This window comes from Acinetobacter sp. YH12112, assembly GCF_013418945.1.
Lineage (GTDB): Bacteria > Pseudomonadota > Gammaproteobacteria > Pseudomonadales > Moraxellaceae > Acinetobacter > Acinetobacter indicus.
The window spans coordinates 123,016-137,957 of sequence record NZ_VPBA01000002.1 but is presented as its reverse complement, the minus strand read 5'-3'; the positions used below and the strand labels follow the sequence as shown (position 1 = coordinate 137,957).

At 48.1% G+C, this 14,942-nt stretch carries 10 protein-coding genes and 1 pseudogene; 3 read left to right on the top strand and 8 right to left on the bottom strand.

Annotation, left to right across the window (positions count from 1 at the left end; all coding sequences use genetic code 11):
- From FTU50_RS01395 to FTU50_RS01370, 6 genes are all read right to left on the bottom strand, one after another.
- Positions 1 to 226: transposase domain-containing protein (locus FTU50_RS01395; protein WP_171260944.1), on the bottom strand; the 226-nt coding region annotated here is incomplete at its 3' end.
- Positions 227 to 339: 113 nt separating this feature from the next.
- The gene (locus tag FTU50_RS01390; RefSeq protein WP_005180122.1) at positions 340 to 1,113 is read right to left on the bottom strand and encodes a ThiF family adenylyltransferase; all 774 of its coding nucleotides are present in this window, start codon (positions 1,111 to 1,113) and stop codon (positions 340 to 342) included.
- 107 nt (positions 1,114 to 1,220) lie between these two features.
- Entirely contained in the window at positions 1,221 to 2,039 is an 819-nt protein-coding gene (locus FTU50_RS01385; protein ID WP_180046689.1) for a TatD family hydrolase, read from the bottom strand.
- Positions 2,039 to 3,013 (bottom strand): RsiV family protein, encoded by a 975-nt coding sequence (locus FTU50_RS01380; protein ID WP_180046688.1) that lies wholly within the window; start codon positions 3,011 to 3,013, stop codon positions 2,039 to 2,041. Before FTU50_RS01380 ends, FTU50_RS01385 begins: the two co-directional genes overlap by 1 nt.
- 56 nt (positions 3,014 to 3,069) lie before the next feature.
- On the bottom strand, positions 3,070 to 3,894 hold the full coding sequence (locus FTU50_RS01375; RefSeq protein ID WP_171431664.1) for a hypothetical protein: 825 nt from the start codon (positions 3,892 to 3,894) through the stop codon (positions 3,070 to 3,072).
- 79 nt (positions 3,895 to 3,973) lie between these two features.
- A complete protein-coding gene (locus tag FTU50_RS01370; protein WP_005180132.1) occupies positions 3,974 to 5,563 on the bottom strand; it encodes a peptide chain release factor 3 in 1,590 nt (529 codons plus the stop codon).
- A gap of 453 nt (positions 5,564 to 6,016) precedes the next feature.
- Here FTU50_RS01370 and FTU50_RS01365 point away from each other — a divergent pair.
- A pseudogene (locus tag FTU50_RS01365) lies at positions 6,017 to 8,087 on the top strand (TonB-dependent receptor).
- Between the two features lie 128 nt (positions 8,088 to 8,215).
- On the opposite strand, the gene FTU50_RS01360 reads toward FTU50_RS01365, so the two are convergent.
- Positions 8,216 to 10,276, bottom strand: coding sequence for a bifunctional diguanylate cyclase/phosphodiesterase (locus FTU50_RS01360; protein ID WP_163145422.1), 2,061 nt, complete (start codon positions 10,274 to 10,276; stop codon positions 8,216 to 8,218).
- 279 nt (positions 10,277 to 10,555) lie between these two features.
- Entirely contained in the window at positions 10,556 to 12,748 is a 2,193-nt protein-coding gene (locus FTU50_RS01355) for a carboxy terminal-processing peptidase (RefSeq protein WP_016658575.1), read from the bottom strand.
- A gap of 195 nt (positions 12,749 to 12,943) precedes the next feature.
- On the opposite strand from FTU50_RS01355, the gene nagZ reads away from it, so the two are divergent.
- Together nagZ and FTU50_RS01345 are read left to right on the top strand one after the other, a co-directional pair.
- Entirely contained in the window at positions 12,944 to 13,966 is a 1,023-nt protein-coding gene (gene nagZ / locus FTU50_RS01350) for a beta-N-acetylhexosaminidase (protein ID WP_016658574.1), read from the top strand.
- A 97-nt stretch (positions 13,967 to 14,063) separates the two neighbouring features.
- On the top strand, positions 14,064 to 14,918 hold the full coding sequence (locus tag FTU50_RS01345) for a class I SAM-dependent methyltransferase (RefSeq protein ID WP_180046686.1): 855 nt from the start codon (positions 14,064 to 14,066) through the stop codon (positions 14,916 to 14,918).
- Positions 14,919 to 14,942: the final 24 nt, after the last annotated feature.

The window sequence follows — 14,942 nt, the reverse complement described above, 5'->3', positions numbered from 1 at the left end:
GTTTTAATTGTTCTACCACATAGCTGATGGGTTGATTGCGAAACAAGGCAAGCCCAAGAACAAGCCAAACCACGTGCTCAGCAGGTAATTTTCTCCTTCTGATCGATGCCTTACCTGTTTGATGCAGGCTTGTTTCAATCCAATTTAAATCAATAAGTTCACAAAAATGGTTGAGTGATGGGAGAGAATGTTCAAGAGTGGATTCTAAATGTTCAGATAAAGACATAAAAAAATGAGCGTATTTACATACACTCATTTTTACTACATTTTTCTAATATTTGCTTAACTGACTGGCATTACTCAATTGAGGGCTTTTTTTAGAATCAGATCGTAACCGGATTATGCCTGTTTGGCTTTTAGCTGATCGAGTTTTTTCAGAACTTCGGCCACGGCCACCATCGCAAAACTGGAAGTAACCACTACCGCCGAACCATAGCCACCACAGCGCAGCCCGGCACTGGCACAGACATCAGCACTGGAAAACGGATTATCAATTGAATAGATGCAGGTAATCCCGAACTTCTCTTTCGGCTTTTTACAGATGCCTTTGCTACGCAACTGGGCACGCAATTTGGCCAGCATCGGGTCCTGTTCGGTTTTAGATAAATCAGCCACACGAATTTTCAGCGGATCGAGTTTACCGCCGGCACCGCCGGACACAATCAGCGGCACTTTATTAAAGCGGCAATACAGCATCAGCGCCAGCTTGGCTTTGACATCATCAATACAGTCCAGCACCACATCGGGCGTATGCGCCAGCAGGTCTTTGACATTGTCCGGGGTCAGGTAATCATCAATCAGGTTGATCTTGATGCGTGGATTAATAGCACGGCAACGCTCGGCCATAATTTCAATTTTTTCATGGCCCAAAGTGCTGCTCATGGCCGGTAATTGCCGGTTGATGTTGGAAGCGGCCACCACATCCATATCCACCAGGGTCAGCTCACCAATACCAGTTCGTGCCAAGGCTTCAACCGCCCAGGAACCGACCCCGCCGATACCAATCACCATGACATGACTGTTGGCATAATACTGAAAGCTGTCCTCACCATAAATTTTGGCAACACCGGCAAAACGGCGGTCATATTCATCATCTTGGAGCAGTTCAGTCATTGCACAATCAAATCTTATACAGGAGGGCTTATTTTAACGGTTTTTTCACATGGCGTGTGAGATTGGAGGATTTTTGCACGGCGCAACAGCAGCGAGAGATTTAAATTTTAGGCCAGATGTAAAGCCTGTAACGAATTCTGCCAGATCATCTCAGCCAGTGCTGTCTGCTCCATCTGCAGGCTTTGCGCCAGCCCTTCAAGTACATAAGGCAAATTGGCCGGCGTATTGCGGGTGCGCTGCTCGGTCGAGGACTGGCAGCACAGCGGTGTCATATCCGGACAATCGGTTTCAAGCACCAGATGTTCTGGGCCTAATTCCTGCACCACCCGATGCAGTTTCTTGGCATTCGGATTGGTAATTTGTCCGGTCACGCCAATTTTAAAACCCAGTTTGATAAAGGCTTTGGCTTCTTCAACACCGCCACTAAAGGCATGGGCAATTCCGCCATAGCTAAAATTCTGCTGTTTTAGCAGCGCCAGCACATCGGCATGGGATTTACGAATATGTAGCAATACCGGACGCTGAAACTGGTGTGCCAGCTCCAGCTGGGCGGTAAAATACTTTTGCTGTTTCTGATACAGCTCGGGCTGTTTATGCTGCTTTAAAAAGGTATCCAGGCCAATTTCACCAACCGCAACGCAGTCCTGTTCACGCAATAACTGTTCTAAATCCAGCAGATGTTGCGGCTGATGCTGCTCGATATAAAACGGATGTAATCCCGGTGCCAGATGGCTTCGCGGCGCTTGGCTTAACCGGTTCAACCATTGATGAGTATCCAGCAACTGCTGAAAACGCGACTGCACAAAGCCAATTAGAATCAGCTGTTCGACACCCGCCTGCTTCGCCTGATAGGCCAGTTGCTCCCGATCGGCATCAAAATCCGCCACATCAAAGTGGGTATGGGTATCAAACAGTGCCAATGCCATTAGATGGTTTTCGCGTCAGTGCTGGACGCAGCTGCTGTAGTGGCTTCGCTGGCTGGCGCTTCAGGTGCCGGCAAATACGGTTTTTTCAATACCTGCTGTAGCTCTGCATAAGGAATCATCAGCCGTGGCAAACCGACCACATACGGTCCAATTTCATATTCGGCATATTGCAGAATCAGGCCTTGCTGCCCCAGATAGAAATTATCCGACAGCTTGAATTTCCAGGCCTGCTCATATTCGGCAACATTATTGGCCAGTTTGCTGTCTACCACCCATTGTTTAAAGGCGTCATAGGCGGCAGCTTCCAATGCAGCTCGTTGCTGCGGCTGCAAGATGTCAACCAGTTTGACCTGCTTTTTCTGCTCCAGGTCAAAATTAAAATAGGTTTGTGCAGTAGCGCCATGTGCACCGCCCAGATAGCTGCTGCTATTTACCACCACGGTGGCCAGTGGCCCTTCCGAATTTAAAATTTTTGGTTTAATCATCAGGCTAATCTGATGATTGGCACTCAGCGCCTTGATTTCCTGATCCAGACTTAAGAAGGCCGCAATAAAGGGCTGCACCTGCTGTTCCAGTTTCTGTTTTGGCGTTGGAATTTGCGTCAGTGCCTGTGCCGAGGAAGCTGGCTCTGCCGCAGAGGCTGGTGCTTCAACATTCAGAGGTTTATCTGCCGGAGCAATTTCTAGGGTCTGGTTCAGTTCTTTAAGAATGTACTGATCAATCTGCTCATCAACAAAAGGCTGGTTACTCTGCAAACGCTCAACAGAAAGCTCCGGGCAGTTCTTGCCTTCACATTCCGGCAAGTTCAGCTGCAGCTTTTCCGGCTCACCAATCAGTTTTAGCGCCTGCTGTTCAACTTCTGGGGCCTGCGCCTGCTGTTCCTGTTTCGGTTCATTATTTTTGGGCTGACATGCGGTCAATGCCATGGACACAGCCAAGACACTCATCACCCATGCTGTTTTTTGCTTTAACATTGAATAACCTTTATTGCCTTTTGTGCATCTCAGATTCAAAGCGGATGTTCTGATTATTAAAACATGCGCGAATAAATTTCAGCTTTTACAACTTGTTGAGTTTGTGCTTTCGTTAAGTAAATATCAAGCTGTGTTCCATCTTTCACAATTTCATGGGTGCGATAATGCAGCCCCATACCTTCATGATCAAAGAACCAGTCGGCCTGTCCCCAATATAAGGTTTTCGGTGCGGTATTTTGCACCTCTGTACTCTGTTCTTTCAGCCATTGCTGATAGGCCTGCTGCACGATTGCATGCATCGCGGTTTGCTGCTCGGGCTGAATAATATCCAGTGCGGTTAAAGCCTGCTGCTGTTGACGATCAGCCACGAAAAAATAATAACGCTCTTTAACTTTTACCGTTTCCTGATGACTATCCACCCCTATCTGCAATAACACATACTGGTTACGCTGATAGGCCAGCCGGGTATACAGCGCCAGTTCATAGGCCGGATTTTTGGCAAACTCGGCCTGCCAGGCATCAGATTTTTTCACATAGGCATTCACTGCCTGCTGCAGGCTCATGTCCTGTTTCAGCCCGATCTGGTCCTGAATCACCTTGGCCTGACTTTTGGCAATCCACTGGTTCAGCCATGGATCCTGCGTCTGAATGGTTTGAATATCCAGATCAATACAGTTTTTCTTTTCACAAAATGGCAAAGCAATCTCTGCCGGCTGCTGCTTAATCTGCAGGAATGGCAGCACCTCAGCCTTTTCCTGCTGGAAGATATTTTTTTCAGGACGTGCATCTTCAGCCGATTCGTTTTTCTGGGAAGATGAGTCGCAGCCACCCAAAGACAGTGCCAGCACGGCACAAGCAATAAAACTGATTTTTGTTTGCATTGTTGATCTCTCTTCCTGAAATTTTCCTCATCCTAGAAAAACAGCTTCACGAAGAAGCTGTTTTAACGGCGATAACCCTTTAGTGTTCGCGGGTGTTACGGAACACGATGTCCGGATAACGCTCCTGCATCAACTGCAAGTTGACGCGGCTTGGCGCCAGATAGGTCAGATGACCGCCACCATCAACCGATAACTGGTCATGGGCTTTTTTCTTGAACTCGTTGAATTTCTTCTCATCTTCACAAGACACCCAGCGTACCGTATTGATGCTGACCGGCTCATAAATACAATCGACCTTGTATTCTTCTTTCAGACGATAGGCCACTACTTCAAACTGCAGCACACCGACCGCACCCACGATCAGGTCATTGCTGTTTTGCGGCATAAATACCTGGGTCGCACCTTCTTCCGACAGCTCTTTTAAGCCTTTTTGCAGCTGCTTCGATTTTAGCGGATCTTTTAAACGTACACGGCGGAACATTTCCGGTGCGAAGTGCGGAATACCGGTAAACTGCAGGTTTTCACCTGAGGTGAAGGTATCACCAATCTGGATGGTACCGTGGTTGTGCAGACCAATAATATCGCCCGGCCATGCTTCTTCCAGGTGCTGACGGTCACCAGCCAGGAAGGTTAAAGCATCGGAAATACGCACGTCTTTACCAATACGCACATGCTTCATCTTCAGGCCTTTTTCATATTTGCCTGAGCAGATCCGCATAAAGGCAATCCGGTCACGGTGTTTCGGGTCCATATTGGCTTGGATTTTAAAGACAAAGCCCGTGAAACCTTCTTCAGTCGCTTCGACCACACGGTCCTGAGTCGGATGCGCTTTTGGTGGTGGTGCATAGTCGCTAAAAGCATTCAGGACATGGTCAACCCCGAAGTTACCCAGTGCAGTTCCAAACAGTACCGGGGTTTGACGACCCGCCAGGAACTCTGCACGATCCAGCGGTTCATTGGCCATTTGCACCAGTTCTAAAGATTCTTCAAATGCCGCCCAGGCCAGTTCACCGACTTTTTCACGCAGGTCAGCATGGTCATAGCCATCACGCACTTCAATTTCAGGAATGGTTGAACCAAAACCGGCTTTATACACGTAAAATTTTTCTTCCAGCAGGTTAAACACGCCAGCAAAATCACGCCCGGTGCCCAGCGGCCAGGTAATCGGTACACATTTAATTTTCAGGACGTTTTCAATTTCATCCAGCAGCTCTAAAGGCTCACGGATTTCACGGTCCATTTTGTTGACGAAAGAGATAATTGGCGTGTCACGCATACGACACACCTCCATCAGTTTGATGGTCCGGTCTTCGACACCTTTGGCCCCGTCAATCACCATAAGTGCCGAGTCTACCGCGGTTAAGGTCCGGTAGGTATCTTCCGAGAAGTCTTCGTGCCCCGGGGTATCGAGCAGGTTGATCATCTTGTCTTTATACGGGAACTGCATGACCGAGGTGGTAATCGAAATCCCACGCTCTTTTTCCATTTCCATCCAGTCCGAGGTCGCCGCCCGATCCGATTTACGACTTTTCACCATCCCCGCCACCTGAATCGCCTGCCCCCATAACAGCAGTTTTTCTGTCATGGTGGTTTTACCGGCATCGGGGTGGGAAATAATCGCAAAGGTCCTGCGCGCCGCGACTTCTTTCGCGAGTTGATCTTTAAACATAAGGGAAATCTTCAATATATACACAGTTTGCGACACACATTTTCATGTAAATCCAAGCCGTGAAGGGATAACTTAAAATTGGCGCAATTGTAGCAGATTTCAGCCAACAATCATTAGAGCACTTGGGCCGGAATCGGTTTAAATTTTAAGTGGAAAATAAAAGTATCTGGAGATCGCGACTTTGCGATAAAAACAAACAATCCCCGCATCTGTTTCACTTTAAAATACTTAGCCTTTTCACCGCAGAACAGAACTCACCATATTTCTTTATCATTTGGAAAAATCAGGAAAAATCAGCATCCTCTCTGCGGATATTTTTGATTTAAATATCTCATTAAAGCCAATTAAATAATAATTACCATCAATAGAGAGTGATATTCAATATCATTTACGGCAGGCTATTTATTCCCCACACTGCATGCACTTTTTTTCAGGGTCCATCCAGAGCGTGTTATGAAATCTTCTCTTTTTTTGCTGTCTTCAATCGGCTTGATGACAGCGCAAGCCTATGCCAACGAAACAGCCAGTGCTGTGACTTTACCCACACTCAACTCTTCGGCACAGGCAAGCCTTAGCCTGAAAACACAAGTAGAGCAAGCCTCCACCACCAGCAAAGGTATGGCACAACTGAAAGATATTCCTCAAATTGTGAATGTGGTTCCGCAACAAGTCTTAAAAGAACAGAATGTGACCTCCCTGCAAGGCGCATTGCAGAATGTGACCGGTTTAAGTTTTAGTGTCGGAGATGGCCAGCGTGATCAGGTCATGATTCGCGGCTTTTCAGCCATTTCCGATCAGTATGTCGATGGGGTACGCGATGACGCGCTGTATTATCGTGATCTGTCGAATGTAGAACGGGTGGAAGTGCTAAAAGGGCCCGGGTCGGTGTTATATGGCCGAGGTTCAGCAGGCGGCCTGATCAACCGGATCAATAAAAAGCCTCTGGATGAAGCACTGCATGAAATCAGCCTGATCGGCAGCAGCCTGGGGCAAAAACGTGCCAAACTTGATTTTGCCGATGCTCTCAATGACCAGCTCAAAGTCCGCCTGACCGGTGCGGTCGAACACTCAGATGGCTATCACAATCAGAGTTTCGTCAATCGGGAAACTGTAGCACCGTCTGTACAATGGGATATTTCAGATCGAACCACTCTGCTCTTGCAAGCCGATTATCTGCACGATGACCGTTTGGCCGACCAAGGCTTTCCCATGGACCCGCTGACCGGTACGTACCAATCCAAAAATATTCTATGGTGCCTCCAACGCAAAGGATGTAGGCAATGTCGATACTGAAGTATCCAGCCAAACGATTACGCTAGAACATCAGTTCAATGATCAGCTGAAATATCGCGATGTCGCCCGGCATTAGAATTATACCTTAGACCGGGAATACGGCAACGCCAGTCCAGCAGCAGATCAGATCACGCTCAGCCAGATTAAACGCATGCGCGATGAAGATGGCATCTTCTTGCAGAATGAATTATCTGGCGTCTTTCATACTGGTCAAATCAAACACGATACCTTAATCGGCACTGAATACAGCCAGCAGCATAAAGATGAGATATTCTGGTTAGGGTCAAAAGCCACGGCCGATTTGTATGATCCGGTCTTGCCGCACTGGTCACCGGTCGATACCTCTGTCACTCCAAGAGTCAATACCGCCAGCAAATTTGAAAATTATGCTGTCTATGTACAAGACCTGATCAGCCTGAATGAACAGCTCAAGGTTTTGGCCGGGGTACGTTATGATCATCTTTCCCAATACAGGCATGATCAGAAAAATAACAGCAGCATCCAGCGCGATGACCAGACCCTCTCCCCTCGCCTGGGCGTGGTCTATCAACCGACCAAAAATTTATCCTTATATGCCGCCTATAATCAGTCGTTTCAGCCACTTGCAGATTCATTCGTGTTTTATAGCAACAGTGCCGACCTGAAACCGACCAAAACCAGAAACCTGGAAGTCGGGACCAAATGGGACATCAATGATCGGCTGAATATGACCCTGGCCGTATTTGAAATGACGCAGAGCAATATCCAAAATAAAATTCCGGACAGTAATCCGCCGCTGGCGATGCTGGCTGGGGAACAAAGCACGCAAGGCGTTGAAGTGTCCTTGACCGGTCAGCTCAGCGATCAATTATCCCTGTTGGCGGGTTATGCCTATATGGATGGAAAAATTGAAAAATCGACCATCGGTCTGGCCGGTAAACAGGCCGCATTAACGCCCAAAAACAGCGCCAATCTCTGGTTAAAGTATCAACTGGATAAAAACTGGTTTGCTGCAGTGGGTGGCCGGGCAGAATCCTCCCGCTTCAGTGCGCCGGACAATAAAAATGTCTTGCCGGGCTATGCGGTTTTCAATGCCGCGCTGGGTTATCAGACCGCGCAGTATGATGTAGCGCTGAATCTGAACAGCCTGTTTGACCGTGATTATTTTATCTCAGGACATGGTGAAGGAAACGATTCCAATATGATGGGCGACCCACTGAATGCACAGCTCGCGCTTCGTTATCGTTTTTAATATGTGGGGTAAATGGATGTCATCTAGCATCCATTTTCAAACCATTTTTTTCTTGCAACATCGACCGTGATTTTTGAAACATCTGGCTATCTAAAAACAGTACCTTAATCAGACCCGATAATTTCATTTTATACTTGCGGCAAGTCTTCCAAACGCTTGACCTCAACCGGCATCGACAGCAAATAACCTTGTAATTGCTGACAACCCAAACGCGCCAGAATTTCGGCCTGTAATGGCGTTTCCACCCCTTCTGCGGTAACCGTCAATCCCAGTTTGGTCGCCAGCTGGATAATACTTTCCAGAATCATTTCTTCTTTGGAATCGCGATACAGGTCTTTAATAAACGCACGGTCAATTTTTAGCTCATCCACCGGCAGATCTTTTAAATACAGGAAACTGGAATGGCCCGTGCCAAAATCATCAATCGCCAGTTTTACGCCCATTTCTCTTAAGCGTCTAAAACTACGAATACTCGATTCCACATGATGCATGGCAGTGGTTTCGGTAATTTCAATCATGAGATGACTCGGGTCAATCGCATAACGGCGGAATAAGTTTTCTAAGGTGCTAAACAGATGTTTATGTTCGAACTGTACCGCCGACAGATTGACTGCTAATGGAAACAGTTTCAGTCCCTGCTGTTCCCATTGCTGAATCTGTTTGCAGGCCTGCTCGAGGGCCCAATAGCCCATCTGGATAATCAGGCCGGACTTCTCCGCACCTTTAATAAACATATTCGGGGTCAACAGACCATGCACCGGATGCATCCAGCGAATTAATGCTTCGACGCCACAAATCCGCCGGGTGCTGGTGGTAAATTTGGGCTGGTAAAATAGAATAAACTGCTGTTCATCGACAGCTTTATATAAATCATTCAGCAGCTTGGTCTGGCTTTTGGTTTCCTGCTGGTCAATGCTGTAATTAAACACCGAATAAGTGTTACGGCCCTGATATTTTGAAGTCAGCATGGCGGCATCGGCATTCATCAGTACATCTTGCAGGTTGTTGCCGTGCTCCGGGTACATGGCAATACCAATACTGGCCGAAATATTAATACTCTTGCCGGCAATCAGGAAACTCTCCTGTACACTGTGCAGCACATTTTCTGCCGCCTGAATCGCATCCTCAACCGTGGCCTGCTCCAACACCAGCAAGAACTCATCACCGCCAATTCTTAATAATTTTTCCTGCGATTTCAGCTGCTGATGCAGTCGTGTGGTCAGCTGAATCAGCAACTGATCACCAACATGATGGCCAAATACATCATTCACCGCCTTAAAACGGTCCAGATCAATATATAAAAACGCGACATTCTGCTGATTGATGCGCTGGGCGCTAAACAGCAAATGCGCATATTCAGCCAGATATAAACGGTTCGGTAATTTGGTCAGATTGTCCTGCACCGCCTGATTGGCCAGCTCACGGTTAACCAGCGACAGCTGGCGGTTACGTTCTTCCAGACGCTGCTCCAGCACGGCCACACTAAAGGCGGCAACCATCACCAGACTGGTCACAAAAATCACGGTAAACAGCAAGATGCCATTACCGGTTTTATAGATCGCATCCAGACGTTCTGTATCAATCGGATAGTAAGAAACCGAAGCCATGCCGGTATAATGCATTCCGACAATGGCCAGCGACATCATAATGGCAATCATCACCTTATAGTGACGATAGTAAAGCAAGGTATTTTTAAAACGAAACGCCAGCCAGAAGGTCAGGCCGGAACCACTAATGGCAATGAGCACCGAAAACACCACCAGTAGCGGATCATAATAGGTCCGGTGATTCTCTACGACCATGCCCAGCATACCGGTATAGTGCATGCCGGAAATTCCGAGCCCCATTAACACTGCCCCAATCACCAGACGGGCAAAAGGCAGGGTGGGTTTGGTGGTCAGCCAGATGGCAAAGGTGGAAGCAATAAAGGCAATAACGCCAGAAAAAATGGTTAGCGGCAGATTAAACGCGTAATTGGCTGGTAACTGGCAAGCCAGCATCCCGACAAAATGCATGCCCCAAATAGCAACGCCAAGGCATAGGCCACTGAGCAAGAGCATGGCTTTTTCAGATTTCTGGCGGATTCCCCCGAGCAGGAACTGCTGGGTTGAAATAGCCAGATAACTGGCCAGAATTGCAACCGCAATTGAACCTACCACCAGGCTAAAGTCATAGTGAATATGAACCATAAAAAGCTTCCGTATAGGTTATTTTTTTGTTGTTACTATACTCAACGCTAAATACTCATGAATTTGCCGCTTTAAAAGATAAAGATAAAACAAGGAATTAAAACTCAAACTAGAATCTTATACTATCGCATTGAGGTCAAGCCTAAATGCGGTTTTTCCGCCCTGAAAACCGTCATTTTTCATGTTGATTTGCCGGCTCATCTGGATCTTGAGTTATTCAACTCAAAAGCATCAAAAAAGGCCAGTACATCTACCGGCCTTTTTCTCACATCCAAGGTCTTATTTGGCTGTGCCTGATTGTAACTGACTATAATCCAGTAACACATTGGCCGCTTCGCTCACAAAGACTTCTTCTTCCGGCAGTGGTGGACGCTGGTTGGCTTTCATTTTGGCCCGTGACTCGGCTTGCGCTTCCAGTGAGGCCTGATAGCTTTCCCAGTTTGGATACGGCGCCAAACCGGTCGCCTGACGACGTACGTTTTCAGCGGCTAAGGTTTTACGCTCCAGCTCAATCAGCTCGGCACGGCGCTGATCTAAATCCAGCACCGCCGTTTTGCGCTCTTCTGCCTGTTTGGCAATATTTTTACGCTCAGTCAGATACTTGAACTGCGGATCAATACTGACCCGGGTCTGCGAAGATTTGGCCAGTTGCGGCACATAAGACTGCACCACACCCTCACGTTTAAATGGTGCGGTGGCAATGGTGTCCCACTTCAGCGCATTCTTGGCCTTACGCTCACCAAATTCTTCATTGTAGATATCTACCAGTTTAATGTCCGGAATCACCCCTTTGTTCTGGGTACTGCCGCCGGTAATCCGGTAGAACTTACGCTGGGTAAGCGTGGCCTGACCATAGGCCAGAGTGTCCAATTGTACCTGTGCTGTCCCTTTACCGGTGGTTGTGCTACCAATCACAATACCGCGCTCATAATCCTGAATCGCGGCTGAATAAATCTCGCTGGCAGAAGCCGAGGCCAGGTTAATCAGGACTGCTAGCGGGCCAGCATAGGTCTGTTCACCGCCATCATTGTCTTCAAACACGCTCACGTTGCCATTGCCATCACGGATTTGTACTACCGGACCCGATTTAATCACCTGACCCAGCATACGTGCCACCTCTTCAAGTGAGCCGCCCGGGTTATTGCGTAAATCGACAATAATCCCGTCGACATTTTTGGCAGCCAGCGTTTTCAAGGCATTGTTGGTGTCTTCCGATACCGAACGGTATTCCACCCCGGCACGGCGCGCCCGATAGTTCAGATAAAATGATGGAATTTCAATCACGCCATAGGTATAGGTTTTGCCATCACGTTGAATTTGCACGGTTCGGTTACGCACCCCGGCATCTTCTTCCTGAATAATGTCACGGACCAACGTCACGGTACGTGCCTGACTCATCGAGGCACCCGGACCGAGTAAACGCAAGGTCACTTTGGTGCCACGTTTACCGCGAATCAGACCGACCACTTCATTGCTTGGCCAGCCAATCACATCCACAATTTTCTCGCCATCCTGACCGACACCAATAATCCGGTCGCCAGATTTGACCTGACCAGATTTACTCGCCGGTCCGCCTTCAACAATGGTTTCAATCTTGGTGTAATCTTCATTGCTGCGATCCGGACGAATCGACACCCCAATCCCTTCCAGCTGCAAGGTGGTCTGACGGTTCAGCTCCATTGCATCAACAGGCGGGAAATAGTTGCTGTGCGGATCATAGGTCAGCATCATCGCATTTAAGGTTTTGTCCAGCACATCGTCGCTTTTCAGACGGCTCATGCGTTCCAGCTGACGAGTATAACGCTTGGTCAGGGTTTCCACCGGCGTCATATCTTCCGGGCCGGATAAATCTTGCCCATTGGCCAGTTCTGGATTTTCCTTGAGGGCTTTTTGTTTGGCCTGCTCTTCTTCTTTGCTGATGGTCAGGTTAATCAGCTGGGACACCAGCATTTTTTGCCAGTGGGCACGCTGCTCGGCCTGGGTCTTAAAGAACGGCGCTTTTTCACGATCCAGCTCAATGGTGACATTCGGCTGTTTTAAATTCTGCGGTTTTTTCAGCTCGGCCAGCATAAACTGATAGAAGGCCTGCATGCGTTCACGATAATGCGCATGAATCTGATACGGGCCCGATAAATCACCGGCTTTTAAGGCGGCTCCAAAATTGGCGCCATATTTTTTCTTGTACTGTTCGACTTCATCGGCCAGGAACAAGGTGTGCTCCGGGTCCAGACTATCGATGTAAAAATCAAAAATGCGATTGGAGGTGTTGCTGTCTAAACGCTGGTTCAGGTAATGCTGACGGTCAACCAAGGTCGCTAACTGGCGTGACACCAAGGCCTGTTCCCGGGTTGGAACAATGGTATTGGAAACAGCAGCAGTATTATTGGCAGCAATGGCTTCGTTGATTGCGTGACTAAAGAAGAATCCCCCAGTTGCCACGGCAACTGCACAAGCTATCGTTTGAAGTTTCATAAATAATGTGTATTTCCTTGGTTTTCGACCAGTAGTACAAGGTTGCTTAGCGACGAATCAAGCAGATTCAAAATCTTAAACAACTTAATCTGTTTATGTCGTGTAGTTTTATCATATTCTGTGCTGACAAAATGTAGCAAATCATTGCAGAATTCAGGTATTGTTTTTCGATAAAAATTTGAATCCGGAACCGATATGATTGGCGCATTGATGCTCGACATCGCTGGCACAGCACTTACTCAAGAAGATATTCAACTCTTACAAGCTCCGCAAGTCGGTGGCGTCATTTTATTTGGTCGAAATATCGAATCACCGCGGCAGGTACGCGCCCTGACCGATCATATGCGTCAGGTACGTCCGGATATTTTAATTGCAGTCGATCAGGAAGGCGGCCGGGTGCAGCGTTTAAAACAGGGTTTCACCCTACTGCCGGCCATGGGCCGTTTTGGCGAGCTGTATCAGCAGCAGCCGGAACTGGCGGTCGAGCTGGCTGAACAGTGCGGCTGGCTGATGGCCACCGAAGTATTAGCGGTCGGTATTGATTTCAGTTTTGCCCCGGTGCTGGATTTAAATGACATCAGCGATGTCATTGGTGACCGCAGTTTTGCCCGCAATATGGACGATATTATCGTACTGGCACGCGCCTTCTTAAGTGGCATGCAGCGCGCTGGTATGGCCACCACCGGCAAGCATTTCCCCGGTCATGGCTCGGTCAAGGCCGATTCGCATGTGGCCGCTGCGATTGATTCACGTTCTTATGCAGAGATTCAGCAAAAAGACATGCAAAGCTTTATCCAGCTGCAAGCCCAACTGGATGCCCTAATGCCTGCGCATGTAATTTATGATCAGGTCGATCCGAACCCGGCCGGTTTCTCTCCGTACTGGATTCAGACCGTGCTACGTCAACAGCTGAATTTTGATGGCGTGCTGTTCTCGGATGATTTAAGCATGCAGGCCGCCTGTGTGGCAGGTGGTGCCGATGCCCGCATTCAAGCGGCCTTAAACGCCGGTTGTGATATGGGACTGGTCTGTAATGACCGTGCCGCCGCCTGTCTGGCACTGGACGGCATTCAGGATTTACCGTTACCAAATCAGGCCCGTTTAGCACGTATGCGCGGCCAGATTCCAGAAATTCAAATTGGTGATGTACTGGAGCTCGGCCCGGAATGGCAGGCAGTACGCGACCGTATTGTCCGCTTTAAAGACAGCGGCCAGTAATACCGACAAAGGAACAGGACAAGCTGTTCCTTTTTCTTTATGATGCAAATACATAAATCCAACCCCCCGAATAAATAAAAAGAATAGAGGACCTTGCATGAGCCAACCGCTTTCCGAACATCGCCATATATCCTTTACTGCCCACTATACCGGCTATATCTGGTTTCAAATGGGCATCTCGCATCCGGTATTTGCTACTTCAAAAGGCAAGTTTCTGGCCAAATTGGTCCATCCGCTGGAAAGCTGGGCCGAAAAATATGTCGGTGGCAGCATGCGCACCACCCTGAAAGAACGCCACACCATTATTGACCAGCAACTGACCGAGCTGATTGCCCGCAATCCTCGTACCCAGGTGCTGGAAATTGCCTGCGGCCTGTCCCCACGGAGCTGGAATTTCCGCCAGAAATATCCTGAACTGAATTACCGCGAGCTGGATTTACCGGATATGGCCAAGGTGAAAACCGCCGCCTTGCAACAACTGGACCAGCAGGCACCGGAAGTCTTGAGTGCCGATATTTTCAGTGAAGAATTTGCCCAGATTTTTCAGCATTTTGACCCGCAGCAACCGCTGGTAATTATTAGTGAAGGCTTAATCAATTATTTCGACAAGCCGATGCTCAGCAAACTGCTGCATGGGATTTATCAATATGGACAACATTTTCAGGAACTGCATTACTTGAGTGATATTTATCCTGAACCGGTGAAAAACAAACTGGCCAGCTTTATATGGACCAGCAGTAAATTACTGAAAGTCATGTCTCGCAGCGCCTTTAGTTTTCATTTTCAAAGTCCGGGTGAAGTCCGTGACTTTGTTAAAGCCAGCGGTTTTGAGCGGGTCGATATTCTGCAGCCGCAGCACTATTTCCACACTCCGGACCTGCCCGCCCCTGAAGAACATTTGGGTGATATTGTCTGGGTGCTGCACGCCTGCCATAAACAGCCCAGTGCCTAAAAGAGAGTTCTGAGCCTCATCAGC

What these genes read in the sequence shown, in the direction of transcription:
- FTU50_RS01385 (WP_180046689.1), bottom strand. Translation starts at nt 2,039, where the DNA reads ATGGCATTGGCACTGTTTGATACCCATACCCACTTTGATGTGGCGGAT.
- nagZ (WP_016658574.1), top strand. Translation starts at nt 12,944, where the DNA reads ATGATTGGCGCATTGATGCTCGACATCGCTGGCACAGCACTTACTCAA.
- FTU50_RS01375 (WP_171431664.1), bottom strand. Translation starts at nt 3,894, where the DNA reads ATGCAAACAAAAATCAGTTTTATTGCTTGTGCCGTGCTGGCACTGTCT.
- FTU50_RS01360 (WP_163145422.1), bottom strand. Translation starts at nt 10,276, where the DNA reads ATGGTTCATATTCACTATGACTTTAGCCTGGTGGTAGGTTCAATTGCG.
- FTU50_RS01380 (WP_180046688.1), bottom strand. Translation starts at nt 3,013, where the DNA reads ATGTTAAAGCAAAAAACAGCATGGGTGATGAGTGTCTTGGCTGTGTCC.
- FTU50_RS01355 (WP_016658575.1), bottom strand. Translation starts at nt 12,748, where the DNA reads ATGAAACTTCAAACGATAGCTTGTGCAGTTGCCGTGGCAACTGGGGGA.
- FTU50_RS01345 (WP_180046686.1), top strand. Translation starts at nt 14,064, where the DNA reads ATGAGCCAACCGCTTTCCGAACATCGCCATATATCCTTTACTGCCCAC.
- FTU50_RS01390 (WP_005180122.1), bottom strand. Translation starts at nt 1,113, where the DNA reads ATGACTGAACTGCTCCAAGATGATGAATATGACCGCCGTTTTGCCGGT.
- FTU50_RS01370 (WP_005180132.1), bottom strand. Translation starts at nt 5,563, where the DNA reads ATGTTTAAAGATCAACTCGCGAAAGAAGTCGCGGCGCGCAGGACCTTT.